Source organism: Microbacterium sp. A20 (assembly GCF_004794515.1).
Classification (GTDB): Bacteria; Actinomycetota; Actinomycetes; order Actinomycetales; family Microbacteriaceae; genus Microbacterium.
This window is the reverse complement of the sequence record NZ_SSDF01000066.1, coordinates 54,564-69,180: the sequence shown is the minus strand read 5'-3', so window position 1 is coordinate 69,180 and position 14,617 is coordinate 54,564. Positions and strand designations below refer to the sequence as shown.

Below are 14,617 nucleotides of genomic sequence, written 5' to 3'. Positions count from 1 at the left end.
CTGGCGCCGACCGCGCCCGTTACGCTCATCGTCGTGATCGATCGATTGGATGCCGCAGCCGCCGCACACGATGCCGCAGATGTGCTGTCGATGTTCGACTGGCTCGGTCCGGCGATCGATGCCGATGCTCGGGACGACCGTTTCGCCCGCTGGGGCCGATCCACCGTCGTGGACGAGAACGTCGGAGCGCCGGTGCTGTCGCGGTCGATGTTCGAGGCGCTGCACGACCGCGCCGGACTGGACGCGGCGTGGCCCGTCGGCAACGCCGGGCTGCTGCACGTGTACGGCTACCTGCTCTCCACCACGCCCACCCCGTACGGCCTCAAGCGCGACCGCTGGCTCGGCGGCGACCTGGCCGGCGCGTGCGGACTGGCGCCGGGTGCCTTCGTCCCCTGGGGCGACGAGCGCACGCTCCTCGACCGGGTGACCGAGACCGCCGCGGGGCTGATCGCCGACACACCCGTGCGACGGCAACAACTGGGCGACCGGGAAGCCATCATCGCGATCGCCGACCGGCAGCCGCACCCCTCGGCGCTCGCCTACGCGCTCGACTCATCCGCGCAGGGCCGCCGCCTCATCACGATGTTCCCCGTCGTCGACCCGACCGCGCTGCTCGCCGAGCTCGACGCCGAGCCTCCGCGCCTCCGGTGGAACGCCGTGGCGTGAACGCTACGGGCCTCAGCCTGCCGACGCTCGAGGTCCCGCTGCCCTCATAAGTGTGCGATGGTGGGAACACCACCAGCGACCATCTCGGGCGCGCCTCTTGGCACGGGTTCCGTGGCGGAAAGAGGTCACCCTCATGGGCAAGTTCATCTACGAAGGCGGAGTCAAGACGGAGCTGGAGGATCGCGCACTCACGCATGTGCAGCTGGTCATGACCGCGAAGCTCCGGCGCGGAGAGCCGTTCGGCTTCACGTGGAGAGAAGACCAGAGCGTGGGCGGCGGCCGGACGACGGTATGGATCCACGCCGGCAGCTCCCTCGTCTTCAAGTACAGCGGAAGCCGTCAGCCCGCGATCAATCGCGATTGGATCGAAGCCCTCGCCTTCACGGCGAACTCGCCGAGCGGCCTCTACCTCGTTCCCGAGCCGCAGCAGACCGCGCCCGCTGAGCGGGTCGACGTTCCCGCGCACGTCTAGCCGACACTTCCGCCCGCCCCCTCATGCTCACGACCGCTACCCGTGGGCACATCAGGAAGCAACCCCCCACGCGAATCAGCACACGCGGGAATACGGTCGCACCATGAACACGGAAGCCGACAGCATCACGCACGTCGCGATCGACGGGCGACGCTTCCGCCTGAACGGCCAGCGCGATCTCGTCGACCTCATGTCACAGATCGAGGCGGCTGCACGCTCGGAGCCGACGTTCGTGCACCTTTCCGACGGCGATGAGCTCGTCAGCGTCCTCGTCTCCTCGCGATCGAGGATCGTCATCACGGTGGAACGAGCGGGGATCGCGGCGATTGCGGACGAGCCTCCCATCGCGCCGTTCCTCGACTGGGACTACTGACGCTCGACCCGCGGCGCTGCCGGGTCCCGCTTGTGGCGCCGGTCCTCTCGGATGACGCTGATGATGCTGATCGTGGTCGCGATGAGAAGCAGGACCTGAATGGTGACCTGGAACGGGTTCGGGCTGTCCGCGGAATGGGACTGCGGCACCGACGCTGCGGGGGTTCCCGCACCCGAGGCGAGGTAGAGGACCCAGTCCGTGAGGGCATGCACGATCATCGCGACCCAGAGCCGCCCGGTCACGCGCCGCACCCAGTAGTAGGCGGCGCCCGACGCCGCGAGGAACGAGACCTGGAAGGCGATCGCCCCGAGCGGTGCCCCGGCGATCACGCTTCCGGGGATGTGCGCGAGCGCGAACACCGCACTGGTGGCGAGGAGAGCCACGAGTTCGCCGTGGCGCGCGCGGACGGCCGTGAGCAGCACTCCGCGGATGAGCAGTTCCTCACCGAAGCCGACCATCAGTGTGCCCGCCGCGATGACGAGGATGAACCCGATCGGACGCGCCGCCCAGGGGACGTCGCCGAGCTGACTGATGGGCAGCAGCACCACGAAGACGGGGATCGAGATGAGCCACCAGCGCCGCGGTGTCAGGCTCGGTGTCGGAGGCTCGCGCCACACGTCCTGGCCCCAGCCCGCCCAGCGCAGGAGCACGAGCAGCCCGACGATCGCGATGGCGAGGGGGATGAAGTGCCCCAGGGCGAACTGGGCGAGCACCTGGTCGTCACTCACCAGCCCGCTCAACACGTTGCCGAGCCCGGCGGCCAGGAGAACGTAGACGACGACCGCCGCGAAGGCGAGCCAGATGCTCCGCGGGCGTCCCGACGTCATCGGAGACGGGTCATGCACGAGCGTCGATCCGCTCGTTCGCGCCCCGGATCACGAAGGGGACGAAGATGAGGGCGAGGACACCGGCAATCAGGTACACGATCGGTCCGACACCGGCGAGGGCGCCCGGGGCGCCGTGGCCGACGGCGAACGTGGAGAAGTCCCACAGGCCGTGCAGGACCATGGACCAGATCAGCGTGCCTGTCGTCCGCCGCACGATGTAGAAGATGGTGCCGCCGAGGAACGCGAAGGCCACCTGCTGCAGCGTCGGAAGGAGGTCCTGACCGGACGCGGCGTTCATGAGGTGCATGAGCGCGAACAGCGCCGTGGAGACGAACCACACCCACCCTTCGCCGAGCTTGCTTCGCAGCGCCGTGAGCAGCAGACCGCGCGTGGTGAGCTCTTCGGTGAAGCCGACGAGGATGAGGACGACGGATGCCGCGAAGAACGCCCCGTCGTACGAGGCCCAGTCGGTCGCGGCAAGGCTGATCACCAATGCGACGACCATGATGATCGGCGCGATGATCGGCCACCGGACGCTGCGCTTGCGCTCGTGCAGGGCGGGCCGCCACCAGCCGAGGAGCGTCGTCGTGATCGCCAACAGAATCGCGGCGACGATGAGCGAGAGCCCGGCTCCGAGGAAGAGGTTGCTCCCGCTCTCCCCGAGCTCGTCGTAGGGCACGCCGCTCAGCCGCTGCACCAGGAACACCACCGCCACGTAGCCGAGGAAGATGGCCAGGCCGATCCACACCCGAGGGCGGACCTTCAGAGTCTCCGTCATATCGCACATCTTGGCAGAGCCGGATTGCCGACTCGTTACATCTCGCCGGCGCTGCATGGTACGTCCATCCGTCGCCCAGGTCGAGGGAGGCGGCGAAAGTCGCCCCGCAGAGGAGCATGGCCTCCACCCAAGACCGAGCCGACGGAGGCATCATGTATTTCCACGTGCAGGAGTTCATCAACGAGATCGCTCAAGACGAGCCGGATCCCGCAGCCGCGAACGCCCTGCAGGAAGGGCTCGGCGGGCAGTTCGGTGAGATGCGGACGATGATGCAGTACCTCTTCCAGAGCATCAACTTCCGGGGCCCCGACGGCAAGCCATACAAAGATCTCATCCAGGGCATCGGCACCGAGGAGATCAGCCACGTCGAGCTGATCGGGACGACCATCTCGCGACTGCTCGACGGCTCCCCTCAGTACCAGGGCAAGCCGACCGATCCGGTGGACGCGCCCGGCGCCGGGGGTGCCACGCCGCTGCGGATCGCTGTCGACACCAGCAACATCCACCACTATCTCGTCGGGGCCCAGGGAGCTCTTCCGGTCGACGCGGTGGGCAACCCGTGGTCGGGCAGTTACGTCTACAACTCCGGAAACCTCGTGCTCGACCTGCTGTACAACCTCATGCTGGAATCCACCGGCCGACTGCAGAAGTGCCGTCTGTACGAGATGACGGACAACAAGATGGCCCGAAGCACGATCTCGTACCTCATCGTCCGGGATCAGGCCCACGAGAACGCCTATGCCAAGGCGTTGGAGACGCTCGGCGTGAACTGGCGCACCTCCCTCCCGATCCCGAAGACCAACGCCGAGCAGTTCCCGGAGGTGAAGAAGCTCCTCGATCTGGGGCTGCAGAGCAAGCAGTACTCGTTCGATCTCACCGCCCAGTCCGAAGCCGGCAAGATCTTCCAGGGCGCTTCGCCCTCGAACGACGGCACCGAACTCGACGCCAGCGAGCAGGCACCTCCCGGGTCGCCGATGACCATCTCGCCGGAGCGCTTCGAGGAGTTCTCCCCCGGCGCGGACGAGGAGCTGCGGGCGCTGATCGAAGCGACCGCCGCGATGGAGATGGCAGACATCGACGCCACCTTCGGCCGCATGAAGTGACTCGCGAAGAGAACCGGCCCTGTCCCTCAGTCGAGGGGCAGGGCCGGTTCTCGTCCGCCGACGATTCAGCCGCCGGAGGGGTTCTCGAGCGGCTTGCCGTTCTCGTCCGTGGTCTCGTCGTCCAGGAGTTCTTGCGTGCTCTCGGGGGCGCCACCGGATGCCGTGTCGGCTTCTTCGTCCGCGCCCGGTGTTCCCTGCGTGTTCTTCGGATCGCTCATCATCTCTCCTCTGTCAGGTTCGACGACCATACGCTCCCGCCTTCGCGGATCAGAGGGGGTTGACCGGAGCTAGGGGATGTCCTCGACGATGCCCTCATGCGCGTCCGCCAGGACGTTCAACGAGATCTCGCGGATGTCGACGACATGCTTGGCGAGATAGATGGGTCCGGTCTTCGCGCGAGTGGTGAAGGTGATCGTCACGGGGTTCGCCGGCGCAGAGGCATCCCGCCAGGTGCGTGTCTGCGCCATGTACGGCGCGAGTCGCAGCGAACCCAGGGCCGCGGTCTTGCGATAGCGCGCGCCGAGGCAGGCGTACATCGTCCGCTCGTCATCCGCCTTCGGCTCGTGCGTCGCATCGATGACCTCGAGGGTGCTCGCGACCACCTTGGCGCCCGCCCGGACGACGCTCTCCCACGTGACGATGTCCATGCCGCGCTCGATCTCCAACAGGCGTGCACTCCAGCCCGTGGCGGGTGAGACGCGCCGCACGATCCGCTCGACCGTGAGGGGGTCCGCGCTCTGCGCCATGTGCTCGAGAGGGAGGACCGTCCCCGTCGGCGTCGGCGCCCGATGCGCGACCTGCCTCCGCCTGCCCGTGCCGCGCTCGATCACGCCGTCCTCCTCGAGAAGGGCGAGCGCCTGACGGACGGTGGTGCGACTGACCACGAGTCGACGAGCGAGCTCCTCCTCCGGAGGCAGGATCACCAGCGACTCGTCGGCATTGATCAGGGTGTCGTAGAGCCTGTCGTAGACCTGCACGGCGAGCGGACGGCGGTCTCGTACCGGCGGAATGTCCATGCACTTCATCATGCCAGAGCCCGGAATTGTCTTCGCGAGCGCGTTGTCGTATGTTGTTCACCAATAGACAAAGACGTCCGATTGTTTAAACGAGAGTCAGCCATGAACTGCGCGCCCATCCACACCGTCGGTGGATTCACCATCGACGCGATCATCCACGCCGATGGCAGCTGGTCGGTCGGTCAGCTCGGGGGCAACGCCCTGTGGGCGTCCATGGGGGTCGCGGCGGCGGAGCACGGGTCTCCCGTGGCGCACGCCGTGGTCGGCGCCGACTACCCCGATGATGCTCTGGCCCAGATCGCGTCCCGTGGCGTCGACGTCGACGATGTGCGTCGGCGCACGGATCTCGCCAACGCCCGAGTCACTTTCGCCTACCATCACGACGGCTCGCGCACGCAGCCGGCGCCGCCTGCCGCCGTCGAGCTCCTGCCCGGCCATGTGCAGCCGGAGTTCGCCGACTCCACGCGCGATCCCGAACGCACGCTGGCATCGCTCGCCGACGGTCCGATGCTCGCTTCGGTCGTGGATGCCGAGCGCGGATCCTGGCACCTCGGGCTCCTGCCCTCGACGCGCTTCGCCGAACTCGCCACGACATTGCGCGCGGGCGGCGCCGACTACATCCAGGCCGACTGCCCGGCGCGATTCGAGCTCGCCCGGGACGGGGAGGGCGTGCTGGAGCAGCACCTCTCCACGCTCGACGTCTTCCTGCCGAGCAGCTCGGACACCGACGTCTTCGCCCCCGGTGAGGATCACCGGGCGCTCATCCGTCGATTCCATGACTACGGCGCACCGGTCGTCGTCTTCAAGCGCGGCGAGCTCGGAGCGATCGTCTCCGACTCCTCGACGGGGGAAGCGTGGTCCGTTCCGGCCATCCCCGCCTCCGGTGACATCGACGCGACCGGCGCAGGCGACGTCTTCTGCGGTTATTTCGCGCACGCGTATCGCAACGGCCTGTCGCTGGTCGATGCCGTGATCGAGGCATCCGTCGCCGCACGAGGGGCACTCTACGCATCGAGCCCGCTCGCCCTGCAGAGCCCCGGAACAGACGACTGGCGCGAAATGGTCGCGACCATCCGACAAGGAGTGACATCACTATGAGGAAGACAACCATCGGCGTCATCGGCAACGCCTCACGGCCGGGCGTCGAGCTGGAACCGCAGCTGTTGGCCGCGGCGGCCGAGGTCGGACGACACATCGCCGAAGCCGGTGCCGTCCTCGTCAACGGCGGCACCGGAGGTGTCATGGAGTCGTCGTCGAAGGGCGCGCAGGAGGCGGGCGGCTTCGTCATCGGGTTCCTGCCTCAGGCCGACCTCTCGCACGCCAATCCCCATCTCGACGTCGCCCTGCCGACGGGGATGGGCACGATGCGCAACATCCTCACCGCGCGATGCTGCGACGCCCTGATCATGGTCGGCGGAGGCATCGGCACCCTGAACGAGCTGACCGTCGCATACGACGTCGGGACGCCCGTGATCGTGCTGCGCGGAACGGGCGGATGGTCCGACCGCATCGTCCACTCCCTGATCGACGGTCGGTGGTTGGACGAGCGCAAGGTCGCCGAGCTCGAGTTCGCCGACGACCCCGCGACGGCCGTCGCCCGGGCGCTCGAGGCCACCTCCCGCCCCCGCAGGACCGGTGGGCTCACCGCTCACACCGGTCACGCCGGCGCCTGACCACACCACCCCGCTACACCCGACCAACGACCTGCCAGACCCACTCGACGAAGAGAGACCACGAAACATGGCACTGACTTCCGCACGCCCGCACAAGCCGATGTCCAGGAACAAGGCGACCCTGCTGGTCGGCCTGACCATGGGCGTCATCGCGTTCCAGCTCAATGCGACGATGCTCAATCCGGCCGTTGCTCAGATGGAGAACGAACTCGGCGTCACCACGGCGGCGATCGCGTTCTCCTCGGCACTGTTCTTCCTGTCCAAAGCCATCTTCCAGGTGTTCATGCCGCGGCTGTCGGACATGGTCGGACGCCGCACGATCCTGCTGGTGCTCCTCGGGATCCTCGCCGTGGGCACGGCGATCGCGATGTTCGGCCCGACGATCGAGTGGTTGTACATCGGGCGGTTCATCCAGGGCAGCTGCGGCCCGGTCTTCACGATCGCTCTCCTCACCCTGCGCGAGGCGACACCGGACGAGAAGGAGTACGGGACGCGGATGGGCGTCGTGATCGCGATCAACGGCGGAATCGCCGGCGTCGACGTGATCCTCGGCGGATGGATGGCCGAGCACTTCGGCTACCGCTCGATCCTCGCGCTCTGCCTCGTGCTCACAGCGGCGGCGATCGTCGCGACAGTGCTGTGGGTGCCGCAGTTCGCACCCGGCCAGGGCGAGCGCATGGACTGGTGGGGCGTCGTGTTCATCTCGATCGTCGTCGTCGGGATCAGCTGGACCGTGGGCGGCGATGCGTTCGGCAACACCTTCCCGAGCCTGTGGTCGACCGTCTACATCTGCGCCGCGGTGCTGGCGCTGCTCGCCTTCGTGATCCGGCAACGGCGCGCCCGAAACCCACTCATCCCCGCCGACCAGCTGGGCAACCGGGCCATCTGGGCGATGCCGTTGACGACCATCCTCACGCTCGCGGGGATCATGGCCGTGGCGAACCTCGTCGGCCCGTCCTTCGCGCAGAATCCGGATGCCGGGTGGGGCATGAGCGCGACTCTGGCCTCCGCGCTGTTCATGGGGCCCTACGCCCTCATCGGCTGGGTCGTCGGCCCTTTCGCCGGCCGGGTGGCGCCCCGATTCGGGTACAAGCGGCTCCTGCAGTTCGGGCTGCTCAGCTCCGCGCTCGTGATCGCGGGGATCGCCCTGTTCGGCCTGAACGACCCGCTCGTGTTCGGCATCCTGCTGTTCGTCCTCGGTGTCACCTACGGCGGTGTGACCAACGTCATGCTCAACGGTCTCGGCATCCTGCTCTCACCCAAGAGCGCGCCCGGCCTGCTGCCCGGTCTCAACGGTGCATCGTTCGCCATCGGGGCCGGCCTCGCCTTCACGATCGTCGGACGCGCGATCACCGCCGGGTCCCCAGCCGGCGCGGAATCGGCAGGCGGCTACGCCCAGGCCCTCTGGATCTGCGCGGGGCTCACCGCCGTGGCGCTGGCGATCACGCCTCTGCTGCCCAAGCCGGAGCTCAACGCCCCCGCACCCCGCTGAGTCCCGCAGCATCCCAGGGCGTGCGCCGGTCGAAAGTCCGCCGCACGCCCGGGGTGTTCCTGCGCGCTGTTGCCACGGTGCGGTCCGGTTCTCGCTGGGGTCGTGCAGCCACGGTCGCGGCGATGCGGACGCCACGTCGGCGAAGCGGCGGCCGCGCGTGCTGTTCCGCAGCGGACTTCCTGGGCGCAATCGAGTTCAACAAGCTGACTACTTCTCCCACGGGAGCGTCACGACAGGAAGGATGTACATCCGTCCGGCCACCGCCGTCGGATGCTCCGCCATGTACGCAGCGGCGGCATCGATCGAGTCCGCCTCGATCAGGTCATATCCGGCGAACCACTCCTTGAACTCCGGGAATGGGCCATCTGTGATGAGCAGTACACCGTCGCGGATCGCGACCGACTTCGCCTGCTCGGGACCGGCGACCGGGGCGCCGGGGCCGAGCATGCCGGCGTCCTTGCCCCGTTCGGCCCATGCGTCGAGCTTCTGGCGGTCCTCGGATTCGGGAAGGGCGGTGCCCTGCGAGTCGGTCATGTGGATGACGAGGTATGTACTGGTCATGCGGTTTCTCCTTCGTTCGTGGTGATGCCATCGGTGTGGTGGGTCGTCGTGACCTCGTCCCGGCGACGCATGAGGTGTGTGATTTCGGCGTCATTGACCGCCAGTTCGATCGCGCGGTCATAGGCGCCGCGCGCAGCATCCGACCGGCCGGTCAGGCTCAGCAGCTCCGCGCGTGTCGTGTGGAAGGCGTGGTGGCCGTCCAGGTCCTCGCCGAGTTGGTCGACGATCGCGAGCGCGACATCCGGAGAGTCGTACTCGGAGATCGCGATGGCGCGGTTGAGGCGAACGATCGGACTCGGATCGAGGCGCTCGAGCGCGTTGTAGAGGGCGACGATCTTCGCCCAATCGGTGTCCTGCGCGCGAGGAGCCGTCGCGTGGACGGCATTGATCGCCGCAAGGAGCTGATAGCGCCCCAGCGCGCGGATATCCCGCCCACAGGCTTCGAGCCTCTCGTCCAAGAGTGCGATGCCCTCGTTGATCAGCTGTCGATCCCACGTGGTGCGATCCTGCTCGTCCAGTCGCACGAGCTCTCCCCCGGCGGACAGACGAGCATCCGAGCGCGCCTGGGTGAGCAGCATCAGTGCGAGCAGGCCGGCCGCCTCGGCATCCTCGTCGGAGTCCGGCGGGAGAAGCGCTCGGACCAGCCGAGCCAGCCGGATCGCCTCCTCGGTGAGATCGCGACGGATCGGGTCGACGTTCTCTCCGGATGCGAAGTACCCCTCGTTGAAGATCAGGTACAGCACCGCGAGTACCCCGGCGACTCGAGGCACCACATCCTCCCGCTCGGGGACCGTGAAGGGCACACCAGCGACCTTGATCTTGGCCTTGGCTCTGCTGATCCGCTGGCCCATCGTCGCCTGCGGCACCAGGAACGCCCGTGCGATCTCCGCGACGGTGAGGCCACCGACCATCCGCAGGGTGAGCGCGATGCGGTCCTGGACCGAGAGCACGGGATCGCAGCAGGTGAAGACCAGTCGCAGCCGGTCGTCGTCGATGAACCCCGTCGGCTCGGCCGGCGAGTCGTCCTGCAGCATGAACGCCTCCGTCTGTTTGTCATCTCGCCTGGCCTCGCGGCGCAGCCGATCGATCGCCTTGCGGTGCGCGGTGGTCGTGATCCAGGCGCCCGGTTTCGGCGGCACCCCGTCGACGCGCCAGCGCTCGACGGCGGTGGCGAACGCCTCAGCGGCCGTCTCTTCCGCGATGTCGAGGTCGCCGTAGCGCCGGACGAGACCGGCCACGATCATCGTCCATTCCTCGCGATGCGTTCGGGCGATCTCGGCGTCGACGTCGACCGCCTGGATCCTCTCGTCCATCAGTCGCCCCTCGCGGGGATGACGTACATGCGACCGATTCGCGCTGTCGAATGCTCGGCAAGCAGACGTGTGGCCTGTTCCATGTCGGCTGCTTCGATCCACTCGACCCCGAGGAACCACTCGGTGAACTCCGGGAACGGGCCGTCGGTCACCACGACATCACCCCCATGCGCCGTGATGCGTCGCGCCTGGTCGGGTCCGGAGACCGTCTGGCCATTGGGCTTCCAGCCGTCCGGGCCGTCACGGAACTCCAGCCAGCGCCGCAGCCGGGCACCATCGGTTTCAGGGTCCCACTCGGCACCCGCGGGGTCTGTCATGTGGATCACCAGGAACTTCTGTCGCGCGGTCATGGCGCTCCTCTCGATCGCACGTGCGGCGATCCTCATCATCACCACGAACGCGTTCACGTCGATTCGACAGCAGAGGGAAAAGAAGTCGCAACATTTTCTTGACGCCCGGTGTCGAAAGACGCCGGTGTCGTTCGTGGTCTTCACGAGGGCGGCCACGCGGCCGTTCCCGTGACGAGAGGATCCGCCATGCGAAGCAACACCATGAGCCCTGCCGAAGCCCGCGAGTTCAGCGACCGCATCCGCGACATGCGCTGGGAGCGCGTGGAGGCGCGAGCGGCGCGACGACAGGCCGTCGTCGCGCGCCGTGCGGGGAGATCGCGCTCGATCCCCGCACGCCTCGCCCGGCTCCTGCTCAGGGACTGAAGGAGTGAGTGGCGCCCGCGCCGACGTCTCCGTTCACCCGCCGAGTTCACCGACGATCACGTCGATCGCGCGGGCAAGGTCCGCGCGGGCGTCAGCGTCACGCGCGGTCAGCGCGTAGTTCTCGAGCAGGGCCTCGGCGACTTCGGCCGGGTCGTGACCGACCACGTCCCGAATCGGCATCCCTGCGGCAGCGGCCTCGGCGAACAGCGAGGCCAGGTCGTCGAGCGCACCTGCGGCGGCGTCGGTTCTCGAGATCAGCGGGCGATGGTCCAGATAGGTGGCGAAGGCCGTGAGCACCGCACGGAAGTCTGCAGGCAGCGGGACCACTGTTGTCGAGTGGATCGCTGTGAGCATCTGTGCCTCACCGGGGAGTTCGACCGTCGAGATCTGCTGCGCCATCTTCGGCTCCTTCTACGCAGGGGACGTGAGCGCTTACGGGTGCAACCGCTCGAGGTAACGACACGCTACGTGTCGTGTCCCTGACGCTAGCAGGATCGCGTGTTCCTCACAACACGACACGTAGCGTGTACTCTGGCTTCATGGTTCCTTCCCCCGATCCGAAACGCCGAAGCGAGCGCGCGCGCGTGGCCGTTCTCGAGGCTGCTCTGGAGCTGTGCCGAGAGACCGGCTTCGCGCAACTCACGATCGAGGCGATCGCCGAACGCGCCGGGGTGAGCAAGAAAACCATCTACCGCTGGTGGCCATCCAAGGGTGCCGTGCTGCTCGATGCCGTCTCCGATGCCGCCGCTCGGACAGCGCGATTCGACGACACTGGCGACATCGCCCGCGATCTTCGGTCGCAGCTGAACACCGTCGTGGGCATGTACACCCCGCAGGACACCGCACCCGCAGCCGCCCTGATGGCCGAAGGGCAACGGGATCCCGTGCTCGGCGCCGCCATACGCGAGCAGATCATCCAGCCGAGCATCGAGCTTTTCGATCAACGTCTGCGTTCCGCCCAACGTGTCGGCCAGATCCCCGAAGATGCCGACCTCCGTGTCGCGGTCGACTTGTTCTACGGCCCGATCTATCACCGCCTCGTGGTGCGGCTCGGTCTGCCCGACGAAGAAGAGATCGGCGTCCGCGTCGATCATGTGATCGCAGCCCTACACGCCATCGACTGAGCACACCGCTCCGCTGGTAGTCGCGACTTTCACTCCAGCCCGTCCGACTCGGCCACCCACTGTGCCGGTCCGTCGTGACATGGTCGCGAAGGACTCCTACGGCTGACCGGCCGTGGTTCACAGCGCGTTCCGCGTTGCCGCGTGCATCCACACGTTCACTGCCCTTCGGAGCCCCAACCCTCTCAGCCAGCAGTGCCGAGATGACGGACGAAGAAGCGGCCCGCGTCTTCGCCAGCGAATCGCGGGACGCCTGTGTGGCCGCCCATGTTGGCGTGGAGAGTCTTCTCTGCCGACCCGAAAGCGTCGAAGAGATCGAGAGCCATCTGCCGGTCATTCCCTGCGTCGTCCCACTGCAGGAGGACATGCAGTGGGATTGTGACCTGGCGAGCCTCCTCCATGGTCGCGCGGGGGACGTAGCTGCCGGCAAAGAGCCCCGCCGCCTTGATGCGAGGGTCGATCGCGGCGAGCCGGGTGCCGATCGCGATCACCCCGCCGGAGAATCCGACCCTGTCTGTGATCTCGGGCAGCCCGAGAAGCTCGTCGAGCGTGGTCTGCCATTCGGGCACCGCCTCGTCGACGAGAGGAAGTATCAGCCGGTCGATGACGTCGTCGGCAGGCCGTTCACCGGCGGCGATCGCACGGACCAGGTCCTCTCGAGCCTGCCCGGCGCCGGGCAATGGGGGCCTGTCGCCCGCCCCGGGCATCTCGATGGCGACGGACGCGAATCCGTGCGTTGCGGTGCTGCGCGCACGCGCTGCCAGGCGCGGGTGCATCCGTCGCATTCCGAATCCGCCGGGTTGACCCATCAAGAGGATGGGAACGGGCGCCGTTGTGGAAGCTGTCGGAGGAATCCACAGGATGCCCGAGACATCATCAAGGGTGAACTCCCGTTCAGCGGTGCCGTCGTCGAGGATTCGTTCTGAAGTGAAGTGCATGGTCGTGCCTTTCGGAAGTGCTGCTGATAGCGGCGCTCCCGGACGACCTACCGCCCGACCGTGACTCCTGGAGGGAGCACCCTGATCGATTCGTTCACGGGTACCACCTCCTCAGATTCCTGCACGGACCTCCGAGACTATCAGCGCGGCTTCGGGCTGGACCGCACGTGCGTAGCTGAATGCGGCGTCGGCCAGACGCATGCTCATTCAGTCGTCGCCGGCTCCACGCGGCGATCTATTTCGATCCGTAAGGCTGCTGCTGCGTTACCGCAGACCGATCGCCGAACATGACGAAGGCCCCGACTTCCCAGTGTTTCCAAGGGAGTCGGGGCCTTCGTGGTGGCGGTGACGGTGGGATTTGAACCCACGGTAGGGGGTTACCCTACACAACTTTTCGAGAGTTGCACCTTCGGCCGCTCGGACACGTCACCGCGGAATAGCTTACGCGACGCGCGGCCCGCACGCGAATCGACGGAAGCAGCTCACCAGGCCGCCGCGACTTCGGCGTGGGTGCGCAGGATGCCCTCGGTCGAGCCGGCGGGCGCACGGCCGATGCCGCACTCGGTCGCGACGCCGAATTCGGCGGCATACGGGGCGGCGGCGGCGATGCGGCGCTCGGCGCCTTCCGCACCGTCCTCCCGGTGCACGAGCCCGAGGTACAGCTCGTCGACGGGGGCGAGGTCGGCGAGCGGAGCGAAGTACGCCTCGTCGTCGTGGGCGATCGGCACCGGCAGGTGCAGCCAGGTGAGCGAACGGGCTGATGCCGCCACGACGGCGTTCGCATAGCGGACGAGGTTCCCGGCATCGGCCGGCTCGAAGAAGTGCTTCTCCCCCGCGTCGCCGTAGCAGAGGTGCACGCCCACCTCGACGTCGGAGGGCACGGCATCGACCAGCGAAGCAAGGCGCGAGACGAGGCCGTCGAACGGGTCACCGGGCCACCACGCCTCCATGACCGCGCCATAGCCTGCCGCGCGCTCGATGATGCCCATCTCGCTCGCGACGTCCCACTGCACGGCGAGGTCGTCGTGCGGGATCGCGGCGAGGATCTCGTCGAGCTCCCGGAGGATCGCGGCGGTGTACACGGGCTCGATCGCGGCCCGGTCGTCGCCGTGGAAGAACGAGGAGATCACGGCGAGCGGCGTCGGCAGCGACACCTGGAACCGGATGCCGGCGGGCACAGCCCCTTCGGCGCGGAGCCGCGTGAACACAGCGTACGACTCGATCCCGGCGGCGGCGTAGCCGAGCAGGGGCAGCGCGATGCTCGCGGCATCCACTCCCTCGGCGATGCGCAGCCCGCGCGCGTCGATGCCGGCAGGGAACGGGATGGGCTCGTCGCCGATCCGCTCGATGCCGTCTGCCTGGCCGATCACGTCGGGCTGGAACATGATCCAGTGGAACCGCTTGCCGACCTCGCCGTCCGGGATGCGGCGGAGCCGGTCGCCGAGCAGGCCCGCCGCCGCGCGCATCGTGGTCTCGGCGTCGTCGAAGTTCACACTGCCCACGAGGAGGGCGCCCTGCGGCTGAGTCATCCCCTCAGAATATCGACCGCCCCCGCCGCATTTGCACGGCGC

19 protein-coding genes and 1 tRNA gene are annotated in these 14,617 nt (G+C 67.7%); 9 read left to right on the top strand and 11 right to left on the bottom strand.

Annotated features, from left to right (window positions below; translation table 11 throughout):
- Positions 1-33: 33 nt before the first annotated feature.
- From DW298_RS06440 to DW298_RS06430, 3 genes are all read left to right on the top strand, one after another.
- Positions 34-666, top strand: a complete 633-nt coding sequence (locus DW298_RS06440) for an amino acid deaminase (protein WP_240745037.1) — start codon at positions 34-36, stop codon at positions 664-666.
- 133 nt (positions 667-799) lie between these two features.
- On the top strand, positions 800-1,138 hold the full coding sequence (locus tag DW298_RS06435; protein WP_136041627.1) for an ATP-dependent DNA ligase: 339 nt from the start codon (positions 800-802) through the stop codon (positions 1,136-1,138).
- A 103-nt stretch (positions 1,139-1,241) separates the two neighbouring features.
- Complete coding sequence (locus tag DW298_RS06430; RefSeq protein ID WP_136041626.1) at positions 1,242-1,511, top strand: hypothetical protein; 270 nt, start codon at positions 1,242-1,244, stop codon at positions 1,509-1,511.
- Here the strand turns inward: DW298_RS06430 and DW298_RS06425 are convergent.
- Positions 1,505-2,338: a type II CAAX endopeptidase family protein gene (locus DW298_RS06425; RefSeq protein WP_136041625.1), complete on the bottom strand. Its 834-nt coding sequence runs from the start codon at positions 2,336-2,338 to the stop codon at positions 1,505-1,507. The two genes, DW298_RS06430 and DW298_RS06425, sit on opposite strands and share 7 nt — an antisense overlap.
- 10 nt (positions 2,339-2,348) lie before the next feature.
- Complete coding sequence (locus DW298_RS06420; RefSeq protein ID WP_240745036.1) at positions 2,349-3,116, bottom strand: type II CAAX endopeptidase family protein; 768 nt, start codon at positions 3,114-3,116, stop codon at positions 2,349-2,351.
- A 152-nt stretch (positions 3,117-3,268) separates the two neighbouring features.
- Between DW298_RS06420 and DW298_RS06415 the strand changes: the two genes are divergently transcribed.
- Complete coding sequence (locus DW298_RS06415; RefSeq protein WP_136041662.1) at positions 3,269-4,219, top strand: manganese catalase family protein; 951 nt, start codon at positions 3,269-3,271, stop codon at positions 4,217-4,219.
- Between the two features lie 65 nt (positions 4,220-4,284).
- Here the strand turns inward: DW298_RS06415 and DW298_RS19260 are convergent, their stop codons facing one another.
- Both DW298_RS19260 and DW298_RS06410 read right to left on the bottom strand, forming a co-directional pair.
- Positions 4,285-4,437, bottom strand: a complete 153-nt coding sequence (locus tag DW298_RS19260; protein ID WP_168429477.1) for a hypothetical protein — start codon at positions 4,435-4,437, stop codon at positions 4,285-4,287.
- 69 nt (positions 4,438-4,506) lie between these two features.
- Complete coding sequence (locus DW298_RS06410) at positions 4,507-5,235, bottom strand: GntR family transcriptional regulator (RefSeq protein ID WP_168429478.1); 729 nt, start codon at positions 5,233-5,235, stop codon at positions 4,507-4,509.
- A 102-nt stretch (positions 5,236-5,337) separates the two neighbouring features.
- On the opposite strand from DW298_RS06410, the gene DW298_RS06405 reads away from it, so the two are divergent.
- The 3 genes from DW298_RS06405 to DW298_RS06395 all read left to right on the top strand — a co-directional run bounded on the left by DW298_RS06405 (position 5,338) and on the right by DW298_RS06395 (position 8,400).
- The gene (locus DW298_RS06405; RefSeq protein WP_136041623.1) at positions 5,338-6,333 is read left to right on the top strand and encodes a carbohydrate kinase family protein; all 996 of its coding nucleotides are present in this window, start codon (positions 5,338-5,340) and stop codon (positions 6,331-6,333) included.
- Complete coding sequence (locus DW298_RS06400) at positions 6,330-6,908, top strand: TIGR00725 family protein (RefSeq protein WP_136041622.1); 579 nt, start codon at positions 6,330-6,332, stop codon at positions 6,906-6,908. Before DW298_RS06405 ends, DW298_RS06400 begins: the two co-directional genes overlap by 4 nt.
- 67 nt (positions 6,909-6,975) lie before the next feature.
- Entirely contained in the window at positions 6,976-8,400 is a 1,425-nt protein-coding gene (locus tag DW298_RS06395; RefSeq protein WP_136041621.1) for an MFS transporter, read from the top strand.
- A 207-nt stretch (positions 8,401-8,607) separates the two neighbouring features.
- Here the strand turns inward: DW298_RS06395 and DW298_RS06390 are convergent, their stop codons facing one another.
- From DW298_RS06390 to DW298_RS06380, 3 genes are read right to left on the bottom strand one after another with little or no spacing between them, the layout of a single operon-like run.
- On the bottom strand, positions 8,608-8,961 hold the full coding sequence (locus DW298_RS06390; RefSeq protein WP_136041620.1) for a YciI family protein: 354 nt from the start codon (positions 8,959-8,961) through the stop codon (positions 8,608-8,610).
- A complete protein-coding gene (locus DW298_RS06385) occupies positions 8,958-10,274 on the bottom strand; it encodes a sigma-70 family RNA polymerase sigma factor (RefSeq protein WP_136041619.1) in 1,317 nt (438 codons plus the stop codon). Before DW298_RS06385 ends, DW298_RS06390 begins: the two co-directional genes overlap by 4 nt.
- Positions 10,274-10,624 (bottom strand): YciI family protein, encoded by a 351-nt coding sequence (locus tag DW298_RS06380; RefSeq protein ID WP_168429479.1) that lies wholly within the window; start codon positions 10,622-10,624, stop codon positions 10,274-10,276. The genes DW298_RS06385 and DW298_RS06380 overlap by 1 nt, the downstream gene beginning before the upstream one ends.
- 186 nt (positions 10,625-10,810) lie before the next feature.
- On the opposite strand from DW298_RS06380, the gene DW298_RS19255 reads away from it, so the two are divergent.
- Positions 10,811-10,987, top strand: coding sequence for a hypothetical protein (locus DW298_RS19255; protein ID WP_168429480.1), 177 nt, complete (start codon positions 10,811-10,813; stop codon positions 10,985-10,987).
- Positions 10,988-11,020: 33 nt separating this feature from the next.
- Here the strand turns inward: DW298_RS19255 and DW298_RS06375 are convergent, their stop codons facing one another.
- Complete coding sequence (locus DW298_RS06375) at positions 11,021-11,386, bottom strand: DUF1048 domain-containing protein (RefSeq protein ID WP_136041617.1); 366 nt, start codon at positions 11,384-11,386, stop codon at positions 11,021-11,023.
- 140 nt (positions 11,387-11,526) lie between these two features.
- Between DW298_RS06375 and DW298_RS06370 the strand changes: the two genes are divergently transcribed.
- Positions 11,527-12,111, top strand: a complete 585-nt coding sequence (locus tag DW298_RS06370; RefSeq protein WP_136041616.1) for a TetR/AcrR family transcriptional regulator — start codon at positions 11,527-11,529, stop codon at positions 12,109-12,111.
- Positions 12,112-12,293: 182 nt separating this feature from the next.
- Here DW298_RS06370 and DW298_RS06365 read toward each other — a convergent pair whose 3' ends face one another.
- The 3 genes from DW298_RS06365 to DW298_RS06355 all read right to left on the bottom strand — a co-directional run bounded on the left by DW298_RS06365 (position 12,294) and on the right by DW298_RS06355 (position 14,575).
- Positions 12,294-12,917 carry an alpha/beta hydrolase gene (locus tag DW298_RS06365; protein ID WP_342589068.1) on the bottom strand — a complete coding sequence of 208 codons (624 nt, stop codon included), beginning with the start codon at positions 12,915-12,917 and terminating at the stop codon, positions 12,294-12,296.
- 469 nt (positions 12,918-13,386) lie between these two features.
- Positions 13,387-13,477 (bottom strand) — tRNA-Ser (locus DW298_RS06360).
- Positions 13,478-13,528: 51 nt separating this feature from the next.
- On the bottom strand, positions 13,529-14,575 hold the full coding sequence (locus tag DW298_RS06355) for a hypothetical protein (RefSeq protein ID WP_136041614.1): 1,047 nt from the start codon (positions 14,573-14,575) through the stop codon (positions 13,529-13,531).
- Between the last annotated feature and the right edge of the window lie 42 nt (positions 14,576-14,617).